Origin of the sequence: Nocardioides acrostichi (genome assembly GCF_015319165.1) — a bacterium.
Classification (GTDB): Bacteria; Actinomycetota; Actinomycetes; order Propionibacteriales; family Nocardioidaceae; genus Nocardioides; species Nocardioides acrostichi.
In genome coordinates this window covers 138960-164976 of record NZ_JADIVZ010000002.1, presented here as the reverse complement: position 1 = coordinate 164976, position 26017 = coordinate 138960, and the positions used below count along the sequence as shown (strand labels likewise).

Sequence of the window (26017 nt, the reverse complement as noted above, 5' to 3'; positions counted from 1 at the left end):
GCGATCAGCCTGGTCGACGACGGGGCGCAGCTGCGCTCCGGCGACGCCGTGGTGCGGGGCCTGCGTACCGCAAGGTCGGACGGCGATCCTGCCCCCGGGACGGCCGAATTTCACCGTCCCAGGGGCGAATTCACCGGACGTCCGGTGAATTCGCCGCTCCCCACCAGCCGCCTACGGGTGGCTGGTGGCGCCGGTGCGCCAGGCCCGCTCGAACGGGAGCCGCCAGGCGTGGGGGGCGATGAGTTGGTGGATGGCGTTGGGGCCCCACGAGCCGGGCTGGTAGGAGCGCACGGGCGGCGGGTTGTCGAGCAACGGCATCGACTTGGCCCACAGCTCCTCGATGCCGTCGGCGGTGGTGAACAGCGTGTGGTCACCGCGCATGGCGTCGTGGATGAGTCGCTCGTAGGCCTCGAGCACGAGGCCGGAGTTGGCGGTGTCGTGGGTGGCGAACTGCATGGAGAGCTTGTCGAGCTTCATGCCGGGGCCGGGCCGCTTGCCGTAGAACGACAGCGACATGCGGGACTGGTCGGCGAGGTCGAAGGTGAGGTGGTCGGGGCCTTGCGTGCCGACGCCGGAGCCCTCGGGGAACATCGTGAGCGGCGGCTCCTTGAACGCGATCGAGATGATGCGCGCACCCTCGGCCAGCTTCTTGCCGGTGCGCAGGTAGAAGGGCACGCCGGCCCACCGCCAGTTGTCGATCTCGACCTTGAGCGCGACGAACGTCTCGGTGTCGGAGTCGTCGGCGACGTCCTCCTTGCCGCGGTAGCCGGAGTACTGTCCGCGCACCACGTTGGCCGGCTTGAGCGGCTGCATCGAGCGGAAGACCTTGAGCTTCTCGTCGCTGATCGGGCCGGGCGAGAGCGAGGTGGGCGGCTCCATGGCGGTGAAGGCCAGCACCTGCATCAGGTGGGTGACGACCATGTCGCGGTAGGCGCCGGTGGACTCGTAGAACTTGGTGCGGCCCTCGAGGCCGAGGGTCTCGGGCACGTCGATCTGGATGTGGTCGATGAACTGGCGGTTCCAGATCGGCTCGAACAGACCGTTGGCGAACCGGAAGGCCAAGATGTTCTGCGCCGCCTCCTTGCCCAAGAAGTGGTCGATGCGGAACACCTGCGACTCGTCGAACACCTCGTGCACCCGCGCGTTGAGATCCTTCGCGGACTCAAGGTCGGTGCCGAATGGCTTCTCCATGATGATCCGGGCCCGCTCGACCAGGTTGGCGTCGCTGAGCTCCTTGAGCACCGCGAGCGCCGCCCTCGGCGGCACGGAGAGGTAGTGCAGCCGACGCTTGTCGTGGATGTCGCCGGGCAGTTCCGTCTCGACCCGGTAGACCTCCTGGGCCAGCGCCTCGGGCCCCTTGCCGGTCGGCACGTAGCTCAGCATCGGCTCGAAGGCGGCCCACGACTCGTCGGTGTAGTCGTCGCCGAACTCCACGCAGGCCTCGTGGGCGAGCTTGACGAAGCCCTCGGAGTCGAGATCCTCCAGCGAGGTGCCGACGATCACGGAGTCTTGGAGCAGCCCCGCCTGGTGCAGGTGCAGCAGCCCCGGCAGGAGCTTGCGCTTGGCGAGGTCGCCGGTGGCTCCGAACAGCACGACGACGGTGGGCTTCTCCATGCTCTCGACACTAACCACGCTCTGTTGCCTCCTCGTGACACTCGACGGTCTACTCCTCGAAGACTGCCACCAACCTGTCCAGCTTGTGCAGGGCCTCGCGGTGCTCTTCGGCCACGTCGGAGGCCACGGTGATGCCGCCGCCGGTGCCGATCTCCCACGCGCCGTCACCACTCGAGACGAGCGACCGGATGACGACCCCGAGGTCGGCGCGGCCCGCGCCGTCGATCCATCCGAAGGCACCCGCGTACACGCCGCGCGCATCGGCCTCGACCTCGTCGATGATCTGCATGGTCCGCAGCTTGGGTGCGCCGGTCATCGACCCGGCCGGGAACAGCGCACGGAGCGCCCGCACCGTGCTCACTTCCGGGCGCAGCCGACCGCGCACGGTGCTGACCAGCTGGTGCACCGACCCATAGGACTCCACCCTCATCAAGTCGGGCACCGCCACCGTGCCGGGCTCGGCCACCATCGCGATGTCGTTGCGCAGCAGGTCGACGATCATCAGGTTCTCGGCGCGGAACTTGGCGTCGCTGCCCAGCCGCTCGCGCTCGGCGTCGTCGGCCTCGGGGGTGGCACCGCGCGGGGTGGTGCCCTTGATCGGCCGGGTCTCGATCCAGCGCTCGCCGGCCGGGTCGAAGGCCACCGTGGCGTAGCGCTCCGGGCTGCTGGAGAGCAGCCACGACCGCGCGCCGGGCAGGTCGTGCTGCACGAAGCCGGCGTAAGGCGCGGGGTTGAGGATGCGCAGCCGCTGGTAGAGCGAGACCGGGTCGAGGCGGCTGGTGCGCCGCTCACGCCAGGTCAGGTTGACCTCGTAGGAGTCGCCCGCGCGCAGCCGCCGCTGCACCTCCGCGAAGGCGGCGCGGTACGACGGCGGCACCCCCCACGGGTCGTCGCTCGGCGCCCGCCGAGGCGTGGCCGACGCCGCGTCGTGTTCGACACCGCGCAGCCTAGAGGGCCGCATCCACACGGCGTCCGGCGCGTGCGCGGACGGACGCGCCGGCAGGTCGGGGCGGCCGGCGTACCCGAGGTAGCCGAACCAGCGATCGTCCGGATCGCCCTCGGCGAGCTCCGCTTCCAAGACGGCGAACACGTCGTCACCCGCGACCTCGCTGCGGGGCGTGCCGTCGGGGGCGATCGTGTGCCGGCGCACCTCGCGCCGGGCTGCGTCGTAGGTGAGGGAGGGATCCTCCGGCTCCAGCCAACCGACCAGCGAGCGGCGACCCGACCAGCCACGACCGCCCGCGCCGTCCAGCCACACGCAGCGGGCGTGCGTGCGTGCGATCTCGGGGAACCACTGCTCCGGCGGGCTCACCGGGGATCTACCAGGAAGTTCGCCACCAGGGCGCGGCCGTGCTCGGAGAGCACCGACTCGGGGTGGAACTGCACGCCCTCGAGCGGCAGGTCGCGGTGCCGCACGCCCATGACGACGGAGCTCTCGGCGTCCGGCTCGACGCAGGTGGCCGACACCTCGAGGCAGTCGGGCACCTCGACGGCGGCCAGCGAGTGGTAGCGCACGGCGGCGAAGTGCTGTGGCAGGTCGGCGAGCACGCCGCGGCCGTCGTGGTCGATCCGCGCCACCTCGCCGTGGGCCGGCCGGACGACGTCGACCCGGCCGCCGTAGGTCTCGACGAGACCCTGCATGCCCAGGCAGATGCCGAGCACCGGGCGGGTGCCCGCGGCCAGGACGGCGCGGCCGACGGCGAAGTCGTCCGGCTTCGCTGGGTGTCCCGGCCCGGCCGACAGCACGATGTGCGAGTGGGCGAGCACCTCCTCGGGTCCGACCTCGTCGTGGCTCACGACACGGGGCAGCACCCCGGTGACCTCGGCCAGCAGATGCGCGAGGTTGTGGGTGTAGGAGTCGTGGTGGTCGACCAGCACGACATCGGCCGGCATGCTCACCGGGTCGGAAAAAGGGGAAGGCCCGGCGCAGCTGGGGGGCAGTCAGCGCCGGGCCTCGACATCCCGTGGTTCCGGTCTCGACGGCCGGCGTAGCTGGGGGGCAGTCTGCGCCGGATATCGATGCCTCGGGGGGAGGTCGTGTCATCCACAATAGGCCAACTTTTCATCCACGTCACCCCTTCGATCCCAATTTCCGGCCACCGGTCTGCACCGGTGGGCAACCATCCACCAACCTTCACTGGAGCAGACGGACCACGATCCGGTGAAGCACGTCGAAGCCGCGCTGGGTCAGGATCGACTCCGCGTGGAACTGGATGCCCGTGTAGTGCGGGCCGCGCAGCGCCACGACGTCGCCGTGATCGGGGTCGGTGTCGACCTCGATGCCTCGCGCAAGCAGCGCGGGCCTCTCGCTGTCGCGCACGCGCCCGACGAAGGTGTTGTAGAAGCCCACCCGCTCGGTGCGGCCCTCCAGGGACACCGGCGACTGGGTGCCCTGGAAGACGATGTCCTTGTAGGCCAGCTCGATGCCGAGGTGGTGACACAGCGCCTGGTGGCCCAGGCACACGGCGAGGAACGGCTGCTCGCGCTCGACCAGCTCCGCCACCACTTCGCGCAGCACCGCCATCTTCGGGTCGGCGTCGTCGCGCGGGTCGCCGGGGCCCGGACCGACGATCACCAGGTCGTAGCCCTCCAGACAGCCCGGCGTGTAGGCATCGTGGCGCACCACCCTCGAGGTGAGGCCCATGACGCCGAGCACATGGCGCAGCATGTTCACGAAGGCGTCCTCGCCGTCGAGGATCACCACGCTGCGCCCCGCGAGGTCGCCCTCGGGCAGCGCGTCGCCCTGGTCGGTGAGCCAGAACGGCGAGAGCCGTCGGTTGCGCTGGTTGAGGGTGAGCAGCACGTCCTCGTCGGCGACGAGCTCGGCCACGTCGACCTCGGAGGCCGGCGCCGGGGGCACCAGCCCGAAGGCGGAGAGGATGCCGCCGGCCTTCGCGTGCGTCTCGGCCACCTCGTAGGTGGGTTCGGAGTCGCGCACCAGCGTGGCACCGGCGGTGACGCTCAGCGTGCCGTCGGGTGCGACGTCCGCACTGCGGATGACGATCGGGGAGTCGAGCACCGGGTCGCCGTCGGGATCGCGGCCGAGCATCGCGAGCGCGGCGCCGTAGTAGCCGCGGCCGTGCGGCTCGTAGGCCTTGATGAGCCGGCAGGCGTTCTCGACCGGGCTGCCGGTGACCGTGGCGGCGTACATGGTGTCGCGCAGCACCTCGCGCACGTCGCGGTCGGTGCGGCCCGCGAGCAGGTACTCGGTGTGCACGAGGTGGCTCATCGGCTTGAGGAACGGCCCGAGCACCTGGCCGCCCTCGTGGCAGATGTCGCACATCATCTTCAGCTCTTCGTCGACGACCATGAAGAGCTCGTAGATCTCCTTCTCGTCGTGCAGGAAGTCGACGAGGTCGCGCTTGAGGTCGGGCGTGGCGCCGTCGTCGTGCTGCGGGCGCCGCAGCCGGAAGGTGCCGGAGATGGGGTTCATCCGCACGTCACCGCCGTGCACGCTCACGTGGCGCTCGGGGCTGGCGCCGACGAGGTAGCGGTCACCGGTGAAGAAGAGGTAGGTCCAGTACGAGCCGTGCTCGCGAGCGAGCAGCCGTCGAAAGACGGTGAGCGCCTTCTGGGCGTCCCAGCCGGCGACCTGCGCGCGGTAGCGGCGTCCGATCACCAGGTTCGCGCCTTCGCCCTGACCGATCTCGTCGTCGATGATGGCGCGCACGATCTCGGCGTAGGCCTCGTCGTCGATGTCGAACCCCCCCGGATCGGCCATCGCGATCTCACCGTCGGGGATGGCGTCGAGGATCTCGGCGACCGAGAACTCCTGCTCGGACTCCACGTCGACCACCACCAGCGGAGTGCCGTCGTCGTGCGCCTCGAAGCCGCGCTCGCTCACCTGCCGGAACGGCACCGCCACCAGGCGGTCGCACTGCCTACCCGGGGCCGGGGGGCCCTGCTCGAGCGGCACGTTCATCAGCGACTCGGCCACCCAGCGGCGTCCGCCCACCAGACCGACGGTCGGCTTGTCGCCCGCCCGCGTCGACCGCCGGATGATCGCCCAGGCCTCGTGCCCCTGGAGCGCCTCGATGGCAGAGCGGACATCGGGCGTGGCAGGCATGGGTCGATGCTAGGGCGTGCGCTGTCTTTGCCCACGATTGGTGGGGAACTGCACCTGCGGGCCGGAATTTACCCACGTTTGATCCCAAACGACACCGGCCTCGACGCTTGGGCGAAAACTGCACTCCACAGCGCGATTTTACCGTCGTTTGGGATCAAACGACGCCCCCAGCGGACCCCACCGACCCAGCGACCCGGCGGATCAGCCGACGGTGACCAGCAGTTGCGTGGCGCGGGTGAGCACGACGTAGAGGGTGGCGCGACCGGTGGAGGACTCGCCCTCGATCTCGGACGGCGCGACGACGACGATGCCGTCGAACTCCAGACCCTTGGTCTCGAGGCCGGTGAGCACGGCGATGCGGCCGTCCTCGCGCTCCACGTCGAGCCACTCTCGCACCTCGGCCTGCCGGTCGACGGCGGCGACGACGCCGACGGTGCCGCCGACACGGTCGGCCAGATCGGCCACCGCCGCGACGACCGCCTCACGCAGCGAGGGCGAGGCCGGCATCTCGCGCGGCTCCTCGCCGGTCGAGCGGACGGCGGTGGGCAGGTCGGCGTCCAGTCCGACACGTCGGGCGTAGTCGGCCGCGAAGGCGTAGATCTCCGAGGAGTTGCGGTAGTTCGTGGAGAGGTGGAAGGCGTGCACGGGCTTGCCCTCCAGCGCGGCCGCGCGAGCGGCGTCGGCCTCGGCGGGCACCGGCCACGACGACTGGGCGGGGTCGCCGACGATGGTCCAGGTGGCCGTGCGGCCGCGGCGTCCGACCATCCGCCACTGCATCGGGGTGAGATCCTGCGCCTCGTCGACGAGCACGTGGGCGAAGGGGTCGTCCTCGATGCGGTGCGTGGGCGGCGTCCAGGCCCGCCCGGACGGCGCGTACTCGCGGTCGGCGGCTGTCATCAGCTCGGCGACGTCGCGGCCGCCTTCGTGCAGCCCGGTGTCGTCGAGGCTGGTGTCGTCCTCGGTGCGCTGCGGCACGTCACCGATCGCGTAGCGCAACTCGTCGAGCAGCGGCACGTCCTCGACGCAGAGTTCGCGCAAGGGGTCGCTCCACGACGCGACGAGCAGCGCCTGCTCGTCGCGGTCGAGCACACCGTCGGCCACCCGCGCGAGCAGCGCCGGGTCGCGCAACCAGCCGAGCACCTCTCGGGCGTCCAGCGGCGGCCACCAGTCGGCGGCGAACTCCAGGAAGCGCGGATCCTCGAGCAGGTCGGCGTCGAAGGACTCCCGGCCGCGCTCGCGGCCGCGCTCGCTGCGCACCTGGCGCCACAACACGTCGAGCAGCGCGCGCGGCACGCGCGGCAGCTGCCGGTTGCGGCGGCCTTGGCTCATGAGCGAGCGGCGCACACGCCCCAGTGAGCCGCGATCGAGGGTGAGCACGTCGTCGCGCCAGAAGATGCGGAACGAGTCCGGGCTGTTCGGCGCCTGCTGGCGGGCCACTCGGCGCAGCACCTCGGCCATCCGCCCGCTGCCCTTGACGTCGGCCACGGCGGGTGGGTCGCGGCGTACCGCGCGGACGCCGTCGACCACCTCGCCCAGCGAGCGCAGCGCCACGGCGGTCTCGCCGAGGGAGGGCAGCACCCGCTCGATGTAGCGCATGAACACCCCGCTCGGGCCGACGATGAGCACGCCGCCCGTCTCGTAGCGGCGGCGGTCGGTGTAGAGCAGGTAGGCCGCCCGGTGCAGCGCGACCACGGTCTTGCCGACGCCTGGGCCACCCGAGATCGTGGTGACACCCTTGGCGGGCGCGCGGATCGCCTGGTCCTGCTCGGCCTGGATCGTGGCCACGATGGAGTGCATGGTGCGGTCCCGCGCCCGGGAGAGCTGCGCCATGAGCGCGCCCTCACCGACCACCGGCAGGTCGAGGTCGAACTTCTCGGCCGCCTCGGCGTCGAGCAGCTCGTCCTCGACGCCGACCACCTCGGCACCGGCGCACCGCAGCACGCGGCGACGGACGACGTCGTGCGGCTCGGCGGCCGTGGCCTGGTAGAACACGGCGGCCGCCGGGGCCCGCCAGTCGATCACGAGGCTGTCGTACTCGGCGTCGCGCAGACCGATACGACCGACGTAGCGCGGCCGGTCGTCGACGTCGGGAGTGAGGTCGAGGCGTCCGAAGACGAGGCCCTCGTGGGCGGCGTCGAGCTGAGCGATGCGGCGCGCTGCCTGGAAGACCATGGCGTCGCGTTCGACCAGACCGCCCTCGTGACCGAGCCGGCCGCGGTCATGGCCCTCGCGGGCCAGCCGCTGGGCGCTCTGGGCCGATGCCGCCAACTGCACGTACACCCGGTCGACGTAGGCCTGCTCGGCGGCGACCTCCCGGGCGGCCAGGACGTCAGGATCGTCGCTCACCGGGTGCTGCACTCCACTCTCGTCCAGGACCGTCACTGCGGGGCCCACGCGTGAGGGGCGCACCGAAGAGACAACTTTACCGGTTTCCTCGAGGCCCGGGCGCACGGGCGTGCCGTTCGCCCCCGACTGAAGGATCTCTCAGGTCAGGCCCCTATCCTGACTGCTCCCCTACATGCTCCCTCCCTTCCAGGACATGCTCTCGTGAACGACGCCAGCACTCCGGCACGCCCGGAGCAGCGCCGCACCCAGCGCACCGTCGGGATCGTGTTCCTGGTGCTTCTCCTGCTCGCCGGGTTGGGCGTGGCGCTGACGCTCACCGGGCACGCCCGGATCGGCGGTGGCGGCGAGCAGCAGCAGACCGACGACCGGCCGAACATCATCCTCTTCTCCAGCGACGACCAGCGCGTCGACGAGATGGAGTTCCTGCCGACGGTGCAGAAGGTGCTCGGGGCGCACGGGTTGACGTTCAGCAACGCGATCACACCGCACCCGCTGTGCTGCCCGGCCCGCGCCGAGATCCTCACCGGGCAGTTGGCCCAGAACAACCACGTCTGGACCAACTTCCAGCCCAAGGGCGGCTACCCGAACCTCGACAAGTACTCGACGATCGGCACCGACATGAGCGGCGCGGGGTACAACACCGCGTTCCTCGGCAAGCCGCTCAACGGCTACAACAACGACGACGGCCACGACCCCGGCTGGACGATCTTCAACGCCTCCACCCACGGGTTCTCGAACTACTACGACTTCACCCAGTTCGAGCAGGACCACGTCGAGCACGTGAAGGGCTACTACACCGACTACGTGGCCGACAAGACCGTCGAGTACCTGCACGATCTGCACGAGAGCGACAAGCCGTTCTTCATGTGGGTCAGTCACTTCGCCCCCCACGCCAAGGCGGGTGGGCCCGGCTGCCACGACTCCGCGTGTCGGCACGGCCCGCCGCCGATGTCGCCGTCCTACCGGCTCCAGGCCAAGGGCACCGGCGAGAAGCCGAACCAGGAGCGTGCCGACCAGCTGGCTCGCGACATCATCAACTCGCCGGCCTGGCACGAGCGCAACGTCTCCGACAAGCCGCACATCATCCGTCGCCAGCCCTTCCACTCCCCGCGCAAGGTGGTCCGCCAGCGCGAGGGGCGAGCGGCCGCGCTGGCCTCGCTGGACGACGCGTTCTCCCGCATGATCGACCAGCTCGAGGCCGACGACGAGCTCGACAACACCTACATCGTGTTCATCACCGACAACGGCTACCAGCTCGGCGAGCACAACTGGTTCGGCAAGATCCTCCCCTACGAGGAGAACGTGCGTACCCCGATGCTCGTGCGCGGGCCGGGTATCGCCCCGAACACCACGACCCCGCAGATCGTCTCCATCGTCGACCTGGCCGCCACCTTCCTCGACATCGCCCACGCCCAGCCCACCGACGGCCGGGTGCTCGACGGCCGCTCGATGCTGCCGATCTGGCACGGCGACCGCGAGGCCAACCTGCACCCGGGTGGCCTGCTCGTGCAGGGCGGCCCGTTCAAGCCGGAGAACGGCACGACGGGCTGGTTGTTCCGCGGCGTCCGCACCGGTCGGTACTCCTACGCGAAGTGGTACGACGGCTTCGTGGAGCTCTACGACCGCAAGAGCGACCCCCTCCAGATGCACTCGGTCGCGAAGGATCCGCGCTACCGCGCCATCCGACGCGAGCTGGCCCGGCGCACCGACATCCTCAAGACCTGCTCCGGACCGAACGCGTGCAATCGGCAGTTCGGTCCACTGCCACCGATCAAGCGGCGCTGAGGGCGCCGCACCGCCCGCCCAGCAGCCGAGACGCCGACCCACCCACACACACCGCGCTCAACGCTTGCGGCTGAGGAAGGCGGTCATGGCCGCCTTGGCCTCCTCGGAGCCGAACAACCGGGCCGAGAGGGCCGCCATCTGCTCGGCGCGCTCGTCGAGCCGGGCCAGCACGTCGGCGTTGAGCAGGGTCTTGGTCTCGCGTAGGCCCTGGGCCGCGCCGGTCGCGAGCGAGGCGCACACCGCGGCGACCTCCTCGTCGAGGCCGTCGTCGGGCACCACGGAGGTCACCAGATCCCAGGCGGCCGCCTGCGCCGCGGTGAACACCTCACCCCCGAGGGCCGCCAGCGAGGCCGCGCGTGGACTCATCCGCGGCAGCACGCTGAGCGAGATGGCGGCGGGCGCCAGGCCCAGCTTGACCTCGGTGAGCGCGAAGGTCGCCCGCTCGGCCGCGATCACCACGTCGCAGGCCGCCACCAGGCCGATGCCCCCGGCCCGCACCGGGCCCTGGAGCCGACAGACGACGGGCTTGGGGTGGGCGAGCACGGCGCGCTGCATGCGCACCATCTCGCGCGCCCCCTGCTCCATCGAGCCCGCCCGGGCCTCGGTGAGGTCGGCGCCGGAGCAGAACACCGATCCGGTGGCGGCGATCACGACGACCGTCGCGGCGTCGTCGGTGGCCGCGCGGTCGAGGGCCTCGAAGAGGCCGGTCACCAGGGCCCTCGAGAGGGCGTTGCGGTTGTGCGGTGAGTCCAGGGTGAGGGTCGCGACGCCGTCGGCGACGTCGTAGTGGACGGCGGGTTGCGGGGTGCTCTGCTCGGCAGACATGGGATCCATCTTGCCGCCCACCCCATCGGCGGGGCCATCGGCTCCGAACACCTTTCATGCGACCGATCTCCCGCCTCCTCTGGGCCCTTCTCGGCGTCGTCTCCACGATGCTGGGGATGGCCGTCGGCCACTTCGCGGCGTCGCTTGTCGACACGTCGTCCTCACCCGTGCTGGCGGTGGGGTCGACCGTCATCGACGCGACGCCCACGCCACTGAAGGACTGGGCGATCCGTAACTTCGGCAGCAACGACAAGACGGTGCTCATCGGCAGCGTGCTCGTCGTCGTGCTGCTGCTGGCCGCGGTGGCCGGCCTGCTCGCCCGACGCCGGTTCGTCTACGGCGCCGTCTTCGAGGGGGTGCTCGTGCTCGTTGCCGCCGTCATGGTCGTGCTGCGGCCGGGCTTCGGCGGACTCGACCTGCTGCCCGCCGTGCTCACCGCGATCGCCGGCATCGGCTCGCTGTACCTGCTCGCGCGGCTGGCCACCCGCCCCACCGTCAAGGGCGCCGAGCACGACGTCGAGCACGACGCCGGGCACGAAGACAGCGCCACCGCGGGCCCCAGCCGACGCGGCGTGCTCATCGGCGCGGGCGTGGTCACGATCGCCGCGGCGGTGCTCGCCGGTGCGGGTCGGCTCATCACCTCGCTCAAGGCGAGCCCGGCCGATGTCACGCTGCCCGAGCCGGCCGACCCCGCGCCGGCGTTCCCGAGCGACGACCTCGCCCAGAAGTACGGCATCACCCCGCTGCGCATCGACAACAACGACTTCTACCGCGTCGACACCCGCCTCGACGTGCCCATCGTCGACCCCGGCAGCTGGAGCCTGACCATCGACGGCGACGTCGACCAGGAGGTGACCTTCACCTTCGAGGATCTGCTCGGCATGGAGCTGATCGAACGCGACATCACCCTCACCTGCGTCTCGAACAGCGTCGGCGGCGAGTACGTCGGCGGCGCCCGGTGGCTCGGCGTCCGGCTCACGGATCTGCTCGACAAGGCCGGGGTCGGCTCGAAGGCCGATCAGATCTTCTCGACCGACGTCGACGGCATGACCATCTCGACCCCGCTCGAGGTCGCCACCGACGGCCGCGACTCGATGATCGCCATCGGCATGAACGGCGAGGCCCTGCCCCGCGAGCACGGCTTCCCGGCCAGGATGATCGTGCCCGGCCTCTACGGGTTCGTGAGCGCCTGCAAGTGGATCACCAAGATGACGCTGACCACCTACGACCAGGACAAGGCCTACTGGACCGATCGCGACTGGGCCACCAAGGCGCCGATCAAGATCTCGGCGCGCATCGACACCCCAGACTCGCTGGCCCAGCTCGACGCCGGCGACCAGATCGTCGGCGGCGTCGCCTGGGCGCAGGAGTCCGGCGGCGTGAAGAAGGTGCAGGTGCGCATCGACGGCGGGGCCTGGACCGACGCGACCATGGGCCCCGACGTCAACAACGACTACTGGCGCCAGTGGTACTACCAGTGGAAGGACGCCAAGCCGGGGGCGCACTCCATCGCCGCCCGTGTCATCGACGGCAACGGCCAGACCCAGACCGCGGCACGAGCCATGCCCTTCCCGGACGGCGCCAGCGGCATCGAGTCGCTCCAGGTCACCGTCAGCTGACGCGGGAGCGGGCGCCGAGCCCCTCGAAGAGGACGCCGCGTACCGCCGCCGCCAGGGCGGCCGGCCCGGACCGGCCGCCCGGCTCGTACCAGTCGGTCAGCGAGTTGACCATGCCGAAGACGAGTCGGCTGATCACCTCCGCAGGCACGTCGGCCCGCACGTCGCCCTCGTCGACCGCCTCGACGACGAGGGCGGCCAGTGCGGCGTCGATGTGTCGACGGCGAGCGAGCGCCGCCTGCTCGACGGCGCTGTTGCCGCGCACGCGCAGCAGCAGCGTCACCGCCGCGCGGTGCTCGACCAGGATGCCGACAGCTGCCACCACGGTCTCCTCGAGCCGCTCGCGGGCCGAGCGGTCGGACGCAGCCTGCGCCGCCGCGACCAGTGCGTCGAGCTCGGTGAGCGCCTCGTCGAGCGCCGCGGCGAGGATGTCCTCCTTGCTCGCGAAGTGGTGGTAGACCGCCGACTTCGTGACCCCGAGGTCGGCCGCGAGGTCGCTGACCGAGGTGGCGTCGTAGCCCTGGACGTTGAAGAGGGCGATCGCCCGCCGCAGCACGGCAGCCCGGTCGTGCCCGGGTCGGCCGCGCGGCCGGCGTCCGGGCTGGGCGGGCGTGGACCCGGGCGACGGCATGACGTCATGGTCGCAGACCCCGCCCGTCGCACCGCCGGGCAGACGTGTGCCCTTTCGGTAGGCGCGCTCCCGCGATAGCGTCCTCCCATACCGAACGGTCGGTCGGGTCAACGCTGTGGAGCCCGGCCCGGCAACCGAGAGAAGGCGCTGCGCATGCTGGACCTGAGCCCCCGGCCGGGCGATCTGGAGCCCATCGAGACCGCCTCGCTCGACGAGCTCCGATCGCTCCAGCAGAGCCGGCTGCGCGACTCCGTGCAGCACGCCTACGACCACGTGCCGCACTACCGGGCAGCCTTCGACGCCGCCGGTGTGCACCCCCACGACGTGACGTCACTCGACGACCTCGCCACCCTGCCCTTCACCACCAAGGCCGACCTGCGCGCGAACTATCCCTTCGGCATGTTCGCGGTACCGCGAGAGCACGTGGCGCGCGTGCACGCGTCGTCGGGCACGACCGGTCGACCGACGGTGGTCGGCTACACCCGGGCCGACCTGGAGATGTGGGCCGACGTCGTGGCGCGCAGCATCCGCGCGGCGGGCGGTAGGGCCGGGCACATCCTGCACAACGCCTACGGCTACGGGCTGTTCACCGGCGGCCTGGGTGCGCACGCCGGCGCCGAACGCCTGGGCTGCACGGTGGTGCCGGTCTCGGGCGGCATGACCGAGCGCCAGGTGCAGCTCATCGAGGACTTCGAGCCCGACATCATCACCGTGACGCCGAGCTACATGCTCTCGGTGATCGACGAGATGGAGCGCCAGGGCATCGACCCGCGCGCCACCTCTCTCAAGGTCGGGATCTTCGGCGCCGAGCCGTGGACCAACGACATGCGCCGCGAGATGGAGGAGCGCCTCGACATGCACGCCGTCGACATCTACGGCCTCTCCGAGGTCATCGGCCCCGGCGTGGCCAGCGAGTGCGTCGAGACCAAGGACGGTCTGACCGTCTGGGAGGACCACTTCTACCCCGAGGTCGTCGACCCGATCACCCTCGAGCCCCTGCCCGACGGCGAGGAGGGCGAGCTGGTCTTCACCTCGCTGACCAAGCAGGCGATGCCGATCATCCGCTATCGCACCCGCGACCTCACGCGGCTGCTGCCCGGCACCGCGCGCACGATGCGGCGCATCGAGAAGATCACCGGGCGCACCGACGACATGATCATCCTGCGCGGGGTGAACCTGTTCCCGACCCAGATCGAGGAGCTGGTCATGGGCCTGGCGCCACTCTCGCCGCACTTCCAGTGCGTGCTCACCCGTCGGGGCTCGATGGACGCGATGACGGTCGTGGTCGAGCACCGTGTCGGCGTCGCCCCGGACGCCGCGACCGCGGCCGGCGCCGAGCTCGAGCGGCTGGTGAAGAACCGGATCGGCGTGAGCATCGACGTCGACGTGCTGCCGCCCGACAGCGTCGAACGCTCGGTCGGCAAGATGCGGCGCATCGTCGACCGGCGACCCAAGACCTAGCGGCGTCGACCCCGGGTCAGTGCACCCGGATGCCCTCGAGCACCAGGGAGCAGATCTGGTCGGCGAGCTGGTCGGGCTTCACGCTGCGCTCGGGGTGGTACCACTCGCGGGCGGAATTGATCATGCCGAACACCAGCCGTGCCGTCGTCCGGGCATCGACGTCGCTGCGCACGCTGCCCTCGTCGATGGCCTCGGCCACGACGGCGGCGACGATCTTGTCGTAGGCGCGGCGCTGGTCGAGCGCCCAGCGCTCGGTCTCGGTGTTGCCGTGCACATCGAGCAGGAGAGTCACGTACGGCAGTCGTTCGGCCAGGATCGCCACGTTGCGGCGCACCAGGTGCGTGAGCCGGTCGATGGCCGGGCCGGTGGTCGACTCCGGCTCGGTGGTGCTCGCCATGAGCGGCTCGAGCGCCCGCTCCAGCCCGAGGCGCAGCAACTGCTCCTTGCCCTCGATGTGGTGGTAGATCGAGGACTTCGAGAGGCCCGAGGCGTGGGAGAGGTGCTGCACGCTGGTGCCGTCGTACCCGCGCTCGGTGAACACCCGCACGGCCACGTCGAGGAGCCGGTCGAGGGTGTAGGTCGGTCGCGCCTCACCCGACGGGAGACGCCTGTCCCGCTCCGGGGGCCCACTGCTCATGCGGTCATGCTTCCACGGCCGCTGCCGTCGCACCCCTGGAGCCTCAGCCTGGATCCAGCGAAGGTCGCCGTCGCGAGCCTCACCAGGCGGGTGCGATGGCAAGGCGCCCGTCGCGACGGCGGGCCGGTGGCCCGTCGAGGGGCGGCAACGCAGCCAGCGCGCCCGGATGGTGGCGCGCAGCAGGCGAGATGCGGTGGATCCAGGCTCAGCCCCCGGACACCTCGCCGGTGAACATGACCCGGGCGGCCGGGAGGGTCTCGGCGTCCTGGCCGACGGTCGCCATCTCCGGCGACGTCATCGCGGCCCTGAACGCCTCGCCGTCGGCGAAGTCGAGCTCGGCCACCAGGTAGGGCGCCGGGCCCGGGCCGAGCGGGCGCGGCTTCGAGAAGGAGGCGCCGACCAGCCCGGGCAGCGTGCGGCACAGCGGCACGTGCCGCTCGAAGTAGGCGCGGTCGAACGCCTCGGGGTCGGCGGGGGTCTCGTACTGCACGGTCATCCGGAACATCAGGCATCGACTCCCTGGGTCTGTTGGGGCCAGGTCTTCGCCACGAGCGTGAGCACGTCGTAGGTGGCGACCGGGTCGCCGTCGGCGTTGGTGACCACGGCGTCCCAGCGCACCTCACCGTAGTCGGCCGACGTGCGCGGGGTGATCTGCTTGACGGTCAGCGTCACGGCGATGGTGTCGTCGGCCTTGACCGGGGTGAGGAACCGCAGCCGGTCGACGCCGAAGTTGGCCAGCACCGGGCCCGGGTCGGGGTCGACGAACAGCCCCGCGGCCAGCGAGACGACCAGGTAGCCGTGCGCCACGATGCCGCCGAACAGCGGGTTCTTCGCTGCCGCCTCGGGGTCGGTGTGGGCATAGAAGGTGTCGCCGGTGAATTCGGCGAAGTGCGCGATGTCTGCCTGCGACACCGTGCGCGGCGCGGAGGTGATCGTGTCGCCGATGGCAAGGTCGGCGAGCGACTTGCGGAACGGGTGCACCGTGCTCTCGCTGCGCCGGGCACCCGGCGTCCACCGACCTGCCACAGCGGTGAGCATGTCGGGCGAGGCCTGCACGGCGGTGCGCTGCATGAGCGCGAGGACGCCGCGCATGCCGCCCAACTCCTCACCGCCGCCGGCGCGGCCCGGCCCGCCGTGCACGAGCACCGGCAGCGGGCTGCCGTGACCGGTCGACTCGCCGGCATCGTCGCGGTCGAGCACGAGCACCCGGCCGTGCCACGGCGCCAGCCCGAGCACGACCTCGCGCGCGATCGCGGGATCGTGGGTCACCACCGACGCCACCAGGCTGCCCCGGCCGCGCGCGGCCAGCGCCACGGCCTCGGCGGTGTCGGCATACGTGATCACCGTGCTCACCGGGCCGAACGGCTCGACGTCGTGCGGCTCCGCGGCCCCGGGGTGTGCGCGCAGCAGCACGGGCTGCATGAACGCCCCGCCCTCGGCGTCCGCACCGATCGGCTCGACCCGCTCCGGGTCGCCGTACATGAGGTCGGCGCTGGCGCGCAGCGCCTCGACCGCCTTGCGCACCTCGGCGCGCTGCTCCAGGCTGGCCAGCGCACCCATGCGCACGCCCTCGGCGTCCGGCGCGCCGACGCTCGTGGTGGCCAGCCGGGCGCTGATCGCCTCGATCACCGGCTCGGCCATCGCCTCGGGCACGAGGACGCGCCGGATCGCGGTGCACTTCTGGCCCGCCTTGACCGTCATCTCGGTGACGATGCCCTTGACGTACAGGTCGAACTCGGGGTCGTCGACGGTGACATCGAGTCCGAGGATCGAGCAGTTGAGCGAGTCCGCCTCGACGCCCAGCCGGACGCCGCGCTCGGCCACCGCGGGATGGTTGCGCAGGATCGACGCGGTGTGCGCCGAGCCGGTGAAGGCGACGTGGTCCTGCTCGCCGAGCTGGTCGAGCAGGGTGCCGGGACTGCCGCTGACCAACTGGAGGCTGCCCTCGGGCAATATGCCGGACTCGACGATGCGCCGCACGACCGCCTCGGTGAGGTAACCGGTCTGGCTGGCGGGCTTGACGATGCTCGGCAGGCCGGCCAGGAACGCGGGCGCGAGCTTCTCGAGCATGCCCCAGACCGGGAAGTTGAAGGCGTTGATCTGCACCGCGACTCCGGGCCGCGAGGTGTAGACGTGCTGACCGACGAAGGTGCCGCCACGGCCCAGCGTCTCGACGTCGCCGTCGAGCACGAGGGTGTCGTGGGGCAGCTCGCGCTTGGCCCTGCTGGCATAAGAGAAGACCGTGCCGATCCCACCGTCGATGTCGACGGCCGAGTCGCGGCGGGTCGCGCCGGTGCGGGCCGAGAGGGCGTAGAACTCGTCCTTGAACCGGCCCAGGTGCGTGGCCAGTTGCTTGAGCAGCCCGGCGCGCTCGTGGAACGTCAGCCGACGCACGGCCGGCCCGCCGACGTCGCGGGCGTGATCGACGAGCGCTGCGTAGTCCAGCCCGTGGCTCGAGACCCGAGCGGCCTCCTCTCCGGTCACGGCGTCGAGCACGGGCTCGCCCTCGTCCAGGGCACGGAACCAGGCTCCGGCCACGTAGCTCTCGAGCAGTGTGCTCACGTCGCACGTCCCTTCTGATCGCTCGTCGCGCAGGTCGTTGCGCACCCTGCGCCGCTGTGCCACGCTAGTACAGACCGTTCGGTCAGTAAATGGAGGAGCGATGACCGCACCCAGCCCCGAGCTGGAGCAGCAGTTCGACGCGACCGTGGCCCGCAAGGACCGCATCGAGCCGCGCGACTGGATGCCCGAGGCCTACCGCAAGACGCTCGTGCGGCAGATCGCCCAGCACGCGCACTCCGAGATCATCGGCATGCAGCCCGAGGGCAACTGGATCGGGCGCGCGCCGTCGCTGCGCCGCAAGGCGATCCTGCTCGCGAAGGTGCAGGACGAAGCCGGCCACGGCCTCTACCTCTACTCCGCCTGCGAGACCCTCGGCGTCACCCGCGACGAACTGACGCGGATGCTCATCGAAGGCCGTCAGAAGTACTCCTCGATCTTCAACTACCCCACACTGAGCTACGCCGACGTCGGCACCATCGGCTGGCTGGTCGACGGCGCGGCCATCTGCAACCAGGTGCCGCTGTGCCGCACGTCGTTCGGGCCTTACGGCCGAGCGATGATCCGCATCTGCAAGGAGGAGTCCTTCCACCAGCGGCAGGGTTTCGAGCTGCTGATGACGATGATGCGGGGCACCGACGAGCAGCGCGCGATGGTGCAGGAGTCGGTCGACCGGTTCTGGTGGCCGGCGCTGATGATGTTCGGCCCTCCGGACGCCGACTCGCCCAACACCGAGCAGTCCATGGCCTGGGGCATCAAGACCCACACGAACGACGCGTTGCGCCAGAAGTTCGTCGACATGAGCGTGCCGCAGGCGACGGCCCTCGGCGTCACCTTGCCCGATCCCGAGCTGCGCTGGAACGAGGAGCGCGGTCACCACGACTTCGGACAGCCCGACTGGGCGGAGTTCATGCGCGTGGTCAAGGGCGGCGGCCCCTGCAACGCCCAGCGCGTCGCCCACCGCAAGCGGGCCTGGGAGGACGGCGCGTGGGTGCGCGAGGCCGCGCTCGCGTTCGCCGAGCGCGAGGCCGCCGCTCAGCAGGAGGTCTCGGCATGACCGGCAGCAGCCCGCGGGCCGAGTGGCCCCTATACGAGGTGTTCGTGCGCGGCAAGCGCGGCCTCAACCACGTGCACGTCGGCTCCCTGCACGCCGCCGACGACCAGATGGCGGTGCGGCACGCCCGCGACGTGTACACCCGCCGTAACGAGGGCGTGAGCATCTGGGTCGTGCGCGCCGACGCCGTCACCGCCTCGAGCCCGGACGAGAAGGATCCGCTCTTCGCTCCCAGCGGCGACAAGGTCTACCGCCACCCGACCTTCTACGCCATCCCCGACGACGTCCCTCACATGTAGAGGCCATCGCCATGCCCGAGATCCACACCCACACCCCCGACGCGCACGACTCCGCCTACGACGGCCTGCTCGTCGACGACGCACACTGGGCCTTCGGCACCGACTTCGAGGATCCGCTGGCCGGGGTCGACACCTCGGTGCCGGACGACGTCGACGCCGGCGCGCTGGCGACCTACTGCCTCATGCTCGGCGACGACGCGCTCGTGCTCTCCCAGCGACTCGCCGAGTGGTGCAGCAACGCACCCGACCTCGAGGAGGACATCGCGCTGGCGAACATCGCGCTCGACCTGCTCGGCCAGGCGCGCCTGCTGCTGGCCCGTGCCGCGGCCGCCGACCCGTCGCTCGTCCCGGCGCTGCCCGACGGTTCCCCGGTGCCCGACGAGGATCGGCTCGCCTTCTTCCGCGACGAGGCGCAGTTCCGCAACGTGCGCCTGGCCGAGGTGCCGAACGGCGACTTCGCCGAGGTGATCGCCCGGGTGCTGCTGTTCTCGACCTGGCGATTGGCGCTCTTCGAGCAGCTGCGCCACAGCCGCGACGCCGTGCTCGCCGCCGTCGCCGCCAAGGGCGTCAAGGAGCTCGCCTACCATCGCGACTTCTCCGGGCGCTGGTTCGTCACGCTCGCCCGCGGCACCGAGGAGTCGCGACGCCGCCTGCTCACCGCGCTCGACGACCTCTGGCCGCTGTGGCCCGAGCTGCTCGCCACCCACCCGGTCGAGCAGCAGGTGGCGAGCGCCCGCGTGGGGGTCGCGCCGTCGACCGTCGCCGCCCAGGCCGAGGTGATCCTCGAGCAGGTCTTCGCCGCGGGCGACGTGACCCGCCCCGAGCGGCCCGCCATGGGCGGCGTGGCCGGAGGCACCGGCCGCGACGGACGCCACACCGAGACGATGGGGCGGCTGCTCGCCGAGATGCAGGTCGTCGCGCGCGCCCACCCTGAAGGTCTGTGGTGATGGCCGGGGTGACCGCCCAGAGCGCCCCGTCGGCCCCGTCGGCCCCGACCGCCCCGTCGGCGGAGCGCACGGCCTGGCAGGTCGCGGCAGGCGTCGTCGACCCCGAGCTGCCGATGCTCACCCTGCGCGACCTCGGGGTGCTGCGCGAGGTGCAGGTGAGCGACGACGGCGCGGTCGTCGCCTCGATCACCCCGACCTACTCCGGCTGCCCGGCGATGGCCACGATGCGCGACGACCTGGTGCGCACGCTGCGCGCGGCCGGCTTCGCCGACGTCTCGGTGCGGGTGGTGCTCGAACCGCCCTGGACGACGGACCAGATCACCGCCGAGGGGCGGGCCGCCCTCGCCGACGCCGGCATCTCCGCACCGGGAACCGCCCCCCGCCACGAAGGCCCGGTCGCGCTGAACCTGGGTCCGATACGCCGTGCGGTGCGGTGCCCGCGGTGCGGGAGCGGCGACGTCCGGCTGGTCTCGGAGTTCGGGTCGACGGCGTGCAAGGCGCAGTACTCGTGCCGGGCCTGCTGGGAGCCCTTCGACCACGTGAAGGAGATCTGAGGTGGCCGCCACCTTCCACCGACTCACGGTGACCGAGGTCGAACCGCTCACCGACGATTCCGCCGCGGTGCGATTCGCGGTGCCCGACGACGCAGCCGCGCTGTTCGACTTCGCCGCCGGGCAGTCCCTGACCCTGCGCCGCACCATCGACGGCGCCGAGCACCGGCGCAGCTACTCGATCTGCTCGCCGGCCGGCACGGCGCCGCGCATCGGCGTCAGGGAGATCCCCGACGGGCTGTTCTCGCGCTGGCTGGTGCGCGAGGTGCGACCCGGCGACGAGATCGAGGTGCAGACGCCCACCGGGAGTTTCCGCGCCGACCCGAGCGAGGGCGGCCGGCACCTGTGCATCGCCGCGGGGTCGGGCATCACGCCGATGCTCTCGATCGCGGCGACCGTGCTCGCGCACCCCGCCGCGCACGTCACGCTGCTCTACGGCAACCGCACGACCGGCTCGGTGATGTTCGCCGAGGAGCTGGCCGACCTCAAGGACACCCACCGCCACCGGCTCGATCTCGTGCACGTGCTCTCCCGCGAGCCGCGCGACGTCGAACTGTTCTCCGGGCGACTGGACGCCGCTCGGCTGCGAGCGCTGCTGACCGCGGTCGTGCCCACCGGCGACATGGACCACGTGTGGCTGTGCGGACCGTTCGGGCTGCTCACCGACGCCCAGGCGGTGCTCGCCGAACTCGGCGTCTCGAGGGAGAGGGTGCACGTCGAGCACTTCTTCGTCGACGAGCCACCGCCGCAACTGCGGCACGCGGACGCCGTCGCCGACGGCGTGACCAGTGACGTCACGGTGGTGCTCGACGGGCGTTCGACCACGAGCGCGTTGGCCCGCGACGTGAGCATCCTCGACGGCACGCAGTCGGTGCGCACCGATCTGCCGTTCGCGTGCAAGGGCGGGGTCTGCGGCACCTGCCGGGCGAAGGTCGGCGCCGGCGAGGTCGACATGGTGCGCAACTACGCGCTGGAGCAAGCCGAGGTCGATGCCGGCTTCGTGCTCACCTGCCAGACCTACCCCGTCAGCGACGACGTCACGATCGACTTCGACGCATGACCTCGACCCACCCGACCAGGAGCGCCATGCCGCGACCCGCCGACCCGACCCTGCTCGCGCGTGCCTGCGCCGAGGCGCTGTGGGCCGGCGACGCTGCCAGTCAGGCCCTGGGCATGAGCCTCGAGTCGGTCGGACCAGGCACCTCGCGGGTGCGGATGACCGTGCGAGACGACATGGTCAACGGCTACGGCCACTGCCACGGCGGCATCCTCTCCGCGCTCGCCGACACCGCCTTCGCGTTCGCGTGCAACAGCCGCGACGTCGTGACCGTCGCCGCGGGCTTCGACATCACCTTCCTCTCCCCCGGCCTCCTCGGGGCACTGCTCGTGGCCGAGGCCCAGGAGGTGGCGCTTCGTGGCCGCTCCGGCCTCTACGACGTGACCGTGCGCGACGGCGACACCGTCGTGGCGGAGTTCCGCGGGCGCAGCCGTGCGCTCGGCCGACCCATTCTGGAGGAGTCATGAGCACACCCGTCAGCCTCGACCGTGACGACGCGGTCGCGACCATCACCCTGGCCGGCCCCGCCCTCTCGACGGAGTCGAAGGTGGCGCTGCGCGACGCCCTCGCGACCGTGGCAGATGACGCGACCGTGCGTGCCGTCGTCCTCGCGGGCGGGCCGAAGGCGTTCTGCGTCGGGCAGGATCTCACCGAGCACGCGGCCGCACTCGAAGGCGGCGCCGAGGCGGCGTTCGCCACGGTCGAGGAGCACTACTCCCCCATCGTGTGGTCGCTGATGACGATGCCGAAGCCGGTCGTCGCGGCCGTCACCGGTGCTTGCGTCGGCGCCGGCCTCGGGCTCGCCCTGGCGTGCGACCACCGGGTGCTCGCGAGCGGAGCCACGCTGGGCACCGCGTTCACCGGCATCGGGCTCACCTTCGACTCCGGCCTCTCCTTCACGCTGCCGCGCGCCGTCGGCCACGCCCGCGCCGGCGAGCTGGTCCTGCTCGGCACCACCTTCACCGCCGAGGACGCCGTGGCCTGGGGCGTCTCGGGCGAGATCGTCGCGACCAACGCCGTGCTCGCCCGTGCCACCGAGGTGGCCGGTCGGCTCGCCGCCGGGCCGACGGTCGCGTTCGCCGAGAGCAAGGCACTGCTGCTCGACGTCCCCGCCCTGGAGGCAGCGCTCGCGGCCGAGGCCGCGGCCCAGACCCGCTGCGGCGCGACGACCGACCACGCCGGCGCGGTCACCGCGTTCCTGAACCGGGAGCGGCCGAGCTTCGTAGGAGCCTGACGAAGCGACCGCTGAGAGGTCGCGCGATCCTTTAACATTCTGCCGTCGGGGTGGCCCCGGCTCCGTGCCCGGACCGGCGAAAGCGAGCGACCGCGTGATCCTTCTCGACGACTCCACGATCGACCAGTACTTCCTGCCCGACGGCCTGGCACGACACTTCTTCGCCACCTCCCTGCTGCTCGCCGTCGGGTTCGTGCTCGCGCTGGTCGTGGCTGCGCTGCTCCTCGGTCGTCGTGCCGCGAGTGTTCCGGGCTCGCTCACGGTCGCCGCGGGTGCGGTGATCGGCTTGATCGGCGCCGGCTTCTCGATGACCGAGTGGGGGGCCGCCTGGATCGGTGACGATCTCGGCCCCTTGGCCTGGCTGAGTCGCCACCAAGCGGTCTCGCGACTCGTGGACTGGAGCGCTCCCGTCGCCGTGCTGCTGATCGTGATCGGTTTCGCCCTCGCCCGCACCGGCTCGCTACCGAAAGCCGCTGCTGCAGCGGGTTGAACACCTGCGCCGGTGGTCGAGCAGGGAGCGCCAGCCGGTGGATTGAGCCGCCGGATGCCGGAGGCGAAGGCGTGTCGAAATCGAGCGTCGTCGAGACCCAGCGAGCCAACCAGCGGCGTCCCCCGACTCCTCCGCCCGAGGAACCGAGCCGAGACCATCGCGTCCACTGGTCATGAGAAGCGAGTACGCAACAGCACTGGTAGTCGTCGCGTCGCTCGCGGCGTGCTCATCGACCGAGGTCACCTCCGAGTCGACCCCTCCTGCGGCAGCCGCCCCGAGCACCGAAGCCTCTCGGAGTCCCATGGACGAGTTCCCGGTCGGATCCACCGCGCACTTCGCGGTCTACGCGCACTGCGGGGTGGAATTCACGCGCATCGACGGGGCGACGTGGCGCACGACGCGCCGCGACGACGGCAGCGGCAACCCGCCGAAGGGGTGGCCGCAGAGCATCCGAGGCACGCTGAGGCGGACGGCGTCCGACCGTGCCGTGTTCACATCCACCGAGATCCCGGTGAGGCTCGTCTTCACGCCTGCCTCCCACGCCCAGTACTTCTGTGACTGATCGTTCCGGCTGAAAACTCGTGGCAGGTCACGTGAAAACTGGCGACGGGTCACGTGAAAACTCGTGGCAGGTCAGTGAAGGTGTGACCCAGAACACAGGAGAACAGCGCAATCGGGGAAATCCGCACCCATCCGACCTGGGTACGGCACCGAAGGACTCACCGACAGCAACATCGAGCCAACCCTGAAGGAAGGCATCTCCCCATGAAGCGCACCACTCTCCGCCGCACCTCCGCCATCACCGCCACCGCGGCCGTCCTCTCGTTCGGCCTCGCCGCGTGCAGCAGCGACGACGACGGCGGCTCCACCGCGAGCGACAACTCGTCCTCCTCCTCCAGCGCCTCGAGCGACGACAGCACCGAGGCCGCCTCGGGTGCCGGTGCCGACACCTTCGGCGAGGGCTGCTCGGCCATCCCGACCTCGGGCAAGGGCTCCTTCGACGGCATGGTGAGCGACCCGGTCGCCACGGCGGCCAGCAACAACCCGCTGCTCACGACGCTGGTCACGGCCGTGGGCAAGGCCGATCTCGTCGACACGCTGAACAAGGCCGACGCCCTCACCGTGTTCGCCCCGACCGACGACGCGTTCAAGAAGATCCCCGAGAAGACCCTCAACAAGGTTCTCGCCGACAAGACCACGCTGACCGCCATCTTGACCCACCACGTCATCGGCGAGCAGCTCGACCCATCGGCCATCGTGGGCACCCACGAGACGCTCAACGGCGACAAGGTGACCGTCGACGGCGACACCAGCGGCATGACCGTCGAGAACGGCGACACCCCGGCCAACGTGATCTGCGGCAACATCCCGACCGCGAACGCCACGGTGTACGTCATCGACTCCGTGCTGATGCCCGCCTCCTGATCGATCCGATCAGCCGACCGGTGGTGAATCGATGCATCTCGTCGACACCGGTCACGCAGACAAGGGAGAATCGGTCTCGATGATCGAGCCGACACCTCTCGCCGACGGGGCCCCGCACCGCGGGGCCCCGGCCGGCGGGCCCGACCTCGCGGCACTGCTGCGCTCCGCCGCCCGCGGCGACCAGCAGGCGTTCGCCGAGCTGTACGACGCCACCAGCAGCCGGGTCTACGGCCTCGCCCTGCGGATCGTGCGCGACTCGGCCCAGGCCGAGGAAGTGGCCCAAGAGGCGTTCCTCGAGGTCTGGCGCACCGCCGCCCGCTTCGACGAACGCCAGGGCAGCCCCATCTCGTGGCTGCTCACGCTGACCCACCGAAGGGCGGTCGACCGGGTCCGGTCGGCCGAGGCGTCGTCACGACGAGACACCACGTATCACCACCGCAACCAGGCCACCCCCCACGACGCCACCGCCGAGGCAGCGCACGCGTCGCTGGAGGCCCGCCGGGTGCGGTCCGCGCTCGACTCGCTCACCGCCGTGCAACGCGAGGCGGTCGAGCTGGCCTACTTCGGTGGCTACACGCACACCGAGGTCGCCGGGCTCCTCGAGCTCCCCGTCGGTACCGCGAAGACGCGGATCCGCGACGGACTCATCAGACTTCGAGACACGCTGGGAGTGGGATCATGAACGCCCGATCCGGCTGGTCGGAGCGCGACCTGCACGCACTGACCGGCGCCTACGCCGTCGACGCCCTCGACGACGACGAGCGCGAGCTCTTCGAGCAACACCTCTCCGAGTGCGCCGACTGCCGCGCCGAGACCGCCGAGCTCGCGGCCACCGCCACCGTGCTCGCCGACCTCTCCGCCACCGTGCCCCCGGCGTCGCTGCGCGACCGGGTACTCGCCGACGCTGCCGCCGTCCGGCCGCTCCCTCCGCTGGTCACCTCGCTCGCCGAGGCACGGCGTCGGCGCGCGCCGCGACTGGTGGCCGCTGCGGCCGCGGTCGTCCTGCTCGCTGCGGCCGGCGCCGTCGGCTACGAGACCGTACGCGACCGCACCGGCTGCCCCGCCGACCTCGGCGCCGGCGAGTGCCGGGTGTTCAGCGCGAGCGACGCCCAGACGGTCACCACCCGACTCGACAACGGCGCCACCGCGACCGTGGTGCGCTCACACACCCTGGGCCGCGCCTACATCGTGACCAGCGACATGCCCGACCCGGGCAAGGACAAGGTCTTCGAGCTGTGGCTGCGCAAGGACGGTCAGCTCACCGGTGCCGGCCTCATGCCGTCGGGCCCCGACAACATCGTCCTGCTCTCCGGCGACGCCGCGGGAGCCGACGCTGTCGGCATCACCGTCGAGCAGGCCGGCGGCGCGACCACGCCCAACCTCTCCTCGGCTGTGCTGATCGATCTCGACGAGGCTTGAG

At 71.3% G+C, this 26017-nt stretch carries 25 protein-coding genes; 15 read left to right on the top strand and 10 right to left on the bottom strand.

The features are described from left to right. Positions 1-171: 171 nt before the first annotated feature. From zwf to ISG29_RS05665, 5 genes are all read right to left on the bottom strand, one after another. Entirely contained in the window at positions 172-1614 is a 1443-nt protein-coding gene (zwf, locus tag ISG29_RS05685) for a glucose-6-phosphate dehydrogenase (RefSeq protein WP_194502429.1), read from the bottom strand. 49 nt (positions 1615-1663) lie between these two features. Continuing rightward, positions 1664-2926, bottom strand: a complete 1263-nt coding sequence (locus ISG29_RS05680) for an anthranilate synthase component I family protein (protein WP_194502428.1) — start codon at positions 2924-2926, stop codon at positions 1664-1666. Next, on the bottom strand, positions 2923-3507 hold the full coding sequence (locus ISG29_RS05675; protein ID WP_194502808.1) for an anthranilate synthase component II: 585 nt from the start codon (positions 3505-3507) through the stop codon (positions 2923-2925). The genes ISG29_RS05680 and ISG29_RS05675 overlap by 4 nt, the downstream gene beginning before the upstream one ends. 241 nt (positions 3508-3748) lie before the next feature. Continuing rightward, the gene (locus tag ISG29_RS05670; protein WP_194502427.1) at positions 3749-5680 is read right to left on the bottom strand and encodes an anthranilate synthase family protein; all 1932 of its coding nucleotides are present in this window, start codon (positions 5678-5680) and stop codon (positions 3749-3751) included. Between the two features lie 201 nt (positions 5681-5881). Next, positions 5882-8026, bottom strand: coding sequence for a HelD family protein (locus ISG29_RS05665; protein ID WP_194502426.1), 2145 nt, complete (start codon positions 8024-8026; stop codon positions 5882-5884). A 201-nt stretch (positions 8027-8227) separates the two neighbouring features. Between ISG29_RS05665 and ISG29_RS05660 the strand changes: the two genes are divergently transcribed. Further along, a complete protein-coding gene (locus tag ISG29_RS05660) occupies positions 8228-9811 on the top strand; it encodes a sulfatase family protein (protein ID WP_194502425.1) in 1584 nt (527 codons plus the stop codon). A gap of 57 nt (positions 9812-9868) precedes the next feature. On the opposite strand, the gene ISG29_RS05655 is transcribed toward ISG29_RS05660, so the two are convergent. Next, positions 9869-10636 (bottom strand): enoyl-CoA hydratase family protein, encoded by a 768-nt coding sequence (locus tag ISG29_RS05655; RefSeq protein ID WP_194502424.1) that lies wholly within the window; start codon positions 10634-10636, stop codon positions 9869-9871. Positions 10637-10692: 56 nt separating this feature from the next. On the opposite strand from ISG29_RS05655, the gene ISG29_RS05650 reads away from it, so the two are divergent. Further along, positions 10693-12255: a molybdopterin-dependent oxidoreductase gene (locus ISG29_RS05650; RefSeq protein ID WP_194502423.1), complete on the top strand. Its 1563-nt coding sequence runs from the start codon at positions 10693-10695 to the stop codon at positions 12253-12255. On the opposite strand, the gene ISG29_RS05645 is transcribed toward ISG29_RS05650, so the two are convergent. Next, positions 12248-12883 carry a TetR/AcrR family transcriptional regulator gene (locus ISG29_RS05645; RefSeq protein ID WP_194502422.1) on the bottom strand — a complete coding sequence of 212 codons (636 nt, stop codon included), beginning with the start codon at positions 12881-12883 and terminating at the stop codon, positions 12248-12250. The genes ISG29_RS05650 and ISG29_RS05645 overlap by 8 nt on opposite strands. Before the next feature lie 153 nt (positions 12884-13036). Here ISG29_RS05645 and paaK point away from each other — a divergent pair, with 153 nt between their 5' ends. After that, a complete protein-coding gene (gene paaK, locus ISG29_RS05640) occupies positions 13037-14344 on the top strand; it encodes a phenylacetate--CoA ligase PaaK (protein ID WP_194502421.1) in 1308 nt (435 codons plus the stop codon). Between the two features lie 16 nt (positions 14345-14360). Here the strand turns inward: paaK and ISG29_RS05635 are convergent, their stop codons facing one another. From ISG29_RS05635 to paaZ, 3 genes are all read right to left on the bottom strand, one after another. Next, positions 14361-14981 (bottom strand): TetR/AcrR family transcriptional regulator, encoded by a 621-nt coding sequence (locus ISG29_RS05635; protein WP_194502420.1) that lies wholly within the window; start codon positions 14979-14981, stop codon positions 14361-14363. 205 nt (positions 14982-15186) lie between these two features. Further along, complete coding sequence (locus tag ISG29_RS05630) at positions 15187-15486, bottom strand: EthD family reductase (protein WP_194502419.1); 300 nt, start codon at positions 15484-15486, stop codon at positions 15187-15189. Then, the gene (gene paaZ, locus ISG29_RS05625; protein ID WP_194502418.1) at positions 15486-17543 is read right to left on the bottom strand and encodes a phenylacetic acid degradation bifunctional protein PaaZ; all 2058 of its coding nucleotides are present in this window, start codon (positions 17541-17543) and stop codon (positions 15486-15488) included. Before paaZ ends, ISG29_RS05630 begins: the two co-directional genes overlap by 1 nt. A gap of 100 nt (positions 17544-17643) precedes the next feature. On the opposite strand from paaZ, the gene paaA reads away from it, so the two are divergent. The 12 genes from paaA (at position 17644) to ISG29_RS05565 (ending at position 26016) form a co-directional block, all read left to right on the top strand. Further along, positions 17644-18597 (top strand): 1,2-phenylacetyl-CoA epoxidase subunit PaaA, encoded by a 954-nt coding sequence (gene paaA, locus ISG29_RS05620; RefSeq protein ID WP_194502417.1) that lies wholly within the window; start codon positions 17644-17646, stop codon positions 18595-18597. Beyond that, positions 18594-18893: a 1,2-phenylacetyl-CoA epoxidase subunit PaaB gene (gene paaB / locus ISG29_RS05615; RefSeq protein WP_194502416.1), complete on the top strand. Its 300-nt coding sequence runs from the start codon at positions 18594-18596 to the stop codon at positions 18891-18893. The genes paaA and paaB overlap by 4 nt, the downstream gene beginning before the upstream one ends. A gap of 11 nt (positions 18894-18904) precedes the next feature. Continuing rightward, positions 18905-19840: a 1,2-phenylacetyl-CoA epoxidase subunit PaaC gene (gene paaC / locus ISG29_RS05610; RefSeq protein WP_194502415.1), complete on the top strand. Its 936-nt coding sequence runs from the start codon at positions 18905-18907 to the stop codon at positions 19838-19840. An 8-nt stretch (positions 19841-19848) separates the two neighbouring features. Beyond that, complete coding sequence (paaD, locus tag ISG29_RS05605) at positions 19849-20394, top strand: 1,2-phenylacetyl-CoA epoxidase subunit PaaD (protein WP_328828112.1); 546 nt, start codon at positions 19849-19851, stop codon at positions 20392-20394. 1 nt (position 20395) lies between these two features. Continuing rightward, a complete protein-coding gene (gene paaE / locus ISG29_RS05600) occupies positions 20396-21451 on the top strand; it encodes a 1,2-phenylacetyl-CoA epoxidase subunit PaaE (protein ID WP_194502413.1) in 1056 nt (351 codons plus the stop codon). Further along, a complete protein-coding gene (paaI, locus tag ISG29_RS05595) occupies positions 21448-21915 on the top strand; it encodes a hydroxyphenylacetyl-CoA thioesterase PaaI (RefSeq protein WP_235958598.1) in 468 nt (155 codons plus the stop codon). The genes paaE and paaI overlap by 4 nt, the downstream gene beginning before the upstream one ends. Further along, positions 21912-22682, top strand: coding sequence for an enoyl-CoA hydratase/isomerase family protein (locus ISG29_RS05590; RefSeq protein ID WP_194502412.1), 771 nt, complete (start codon positions 21912-21914; stop codon positions 22680-22682). The genes paaI and ISG29_RS05590 overlap by 4 nt, the downstream gene beginning before the upstream one ends. A 94-nt stretch (positions 22683-22776) precedes the next feature. Then, complete coding sequence (locus ISG29_RS05585) at positions 22777-23172, top strand: hypothetical protein (RefSeq protein WP_194502411.1); 396 nt, start codon at positions 22777-22779, stop codon at positions 23170-23172. A 301-nt stretch (positions 23173-23473) separates the two neighbouring features. Further along, the gene (locus tag ISG29_RS05580) at positions 23474-23734 is read left to right on the top strand and encodes a hypothetical protein (RefSeq protein ID WP_194502410.1); all 261 of its coding nucleotides are present in this window, start codon (positions 23474-23476) and stop codon (positions 23732-23734) included. Between the two features lie 203 nt (positions 23735-23937). Then, entirely contained in the window at positions 23938-24597 is a 660-nt protein-coding gene (locus tag ISG29_RS05575) for a fasciclin domain-containing protein (protein WP_194502409.1), read from the top strand. Positions 24598-24676: 79 nt separating this feature from the next. Then, a complete protein-coding gene (sigK, locus tag ISG29_RS05570) occupies positions 24677-25279 on the top strand; it encodes an ECF RNA polymerase sigma factor SigK (protein WP_194502408.1) in 603 nt (200 codons plus the stop codon). Continuing rightward, positions 25276-26016 (top strand): anti-sigma factor, encoded by a 741-nt coding sequence (locus ISG29_RS05565; RefSeq protein ID WP_194502407.1) that lies wholly within the window; start codon positions 25276-25278, stop codon positions 26014-26016. Before sigK ends, ISG29_RS05565 begins: the two co-directional genes overlap by 4 nt. Position 26017: the final 1 nt, after the last annotated feature.

What these genes read in the sequence shown, in the direction of transcription:
- paaC (WP_194502415.1), top strand. Translation starts at nt 18,905, where the DNA reads ATGCCCGAGATCCACACCCACACCCCCGACGCGCACGACTCCGCCTAC.
- paaI (WP_235958598.1), top strand. Translation starts at nt 21,448, where the DNA reads ATGACCTCGACCCACCCGACCAGGAGCGCCATGCCGCGACCCGCCGAC.
- ISG29_RS05645 (WP_194502422.1), bottom strand. Translation starts at nt 12,883, where the DNA reads ATGCCGTCGCCCGGGTCCACGCCCGCCCAGCCCGGACGCCGGCCGCGC.
- ISG29_RS05635 (WP_194502420.1), bottom strand. Translation starts at nt 14,981, where the DNA reads ATGAGCAGTGGGCCCCCGGAGCGGGACAGGCGTCTCCCGTCGGGTGAG.
- ISG29_RS05590 (WP_194502412.1), top strand. Translation starts at nt 21,912, where the DNA reads ATGAGCACACCCGTCAGCCTCGACCGTGACGACGCGGTCGCGACCATC.
- ISG29_RS05565 (WP_194502407.1), top strand. Translation starts at nt 25,276, where the DNA reads ATGAACGCCCGATCCGGCTGGTCGGAGCGCGACCTGCACGCACTGACC.
- ISG29_RS05650 (WP_194502423.1), top strand. Translation starts at nt 10,693, where the DNA reads ATGCGACCGATCTCCCGCCTCCTCTGGGCCCTTCTCGGCGTCGTCTCC.
- ISG29_RS05580 (WP_194502410.1), top strand. Translation starts at nt 23,474, where the DNA reads ATGGACGAGTTCCCGGTCGGATCCACCGCGCACTTCGCGGTCTACGCG.
- ISG29_RS05670 (WP_194502427.1), bottom strand. Translation starts at nt 5,680, where the DNA reads ATGCCTGCCACGCCCGATGTCCGCTCTGCCATCGAGGCGCTCCAGGGG.
- zwf (WP_194502429.1), bottom strand. Translation starts at nt 1,614, where the DNA reads ATGGAGAAGCCCACCGTCGTCGTGCTGTTCGGAGCCACCGGCGACCTC.
- paaK (WP_194502421.1), top strand. Translation starts at nt 13,037, where the DNA reads ATGCTGGACCTGAGCCCCCGGCCGGGCGATCTGGAGCCCATCGAGACC.
- sigK (WP_194502408.1), top strand. Translation starts at nt 24,677, where the DNA reads ATGATCGAGCCGACACCTCTCGCCGACGGGGCCCCGCACCGCGGGGCC.
- ISG29_RS05675 (WP_194502808.1), bottom strand. Translation starts at nt 3,507, where the DNA reads ATGCCGGCCGATGTCGTGCTGGTCGACCACCACGACTCCTACACCCAC.
- paaB (WP_194502416.1), top strand. Translation starts at nt 18,594, where the DNA reads ATGACCGGCAGCAGCCCGCGGGCCGAGTGGCCCCTATACGAGGTGTTC.
- ISG29_RS05575 (WP_194502409.1), top strand. Translation starts at nt 23,938, where the DNA reads ATGAAGCGCACCACTCTCCGCCGCACCTCCGCCATCACCGCCACCGCG.
- ISG29_RS05655 (WP_194502424.1), bottom strand. Translation starts at nt 10,636, where the DNA reads ATGTCTGCCGAGCAGAGCACCCCGCAACCCGCCGTCCACTACGACGTC.
- ISG29_RS05630 (WP_194502419.1), bottom strand. Translation starts at nt 15,486, where the DNA reads ATGTTCCGGATGACCGTGCAGTACGAGACCCCCGCCGACCCCGAGGCG.
- paaA (WP_194502417.1), top strand. Translation starts at nt 17,644, where the DNA reads ATGACCGCACCCAGCCCCGAGCTGGAGCAGCAGTTCGACGCGACCGTG.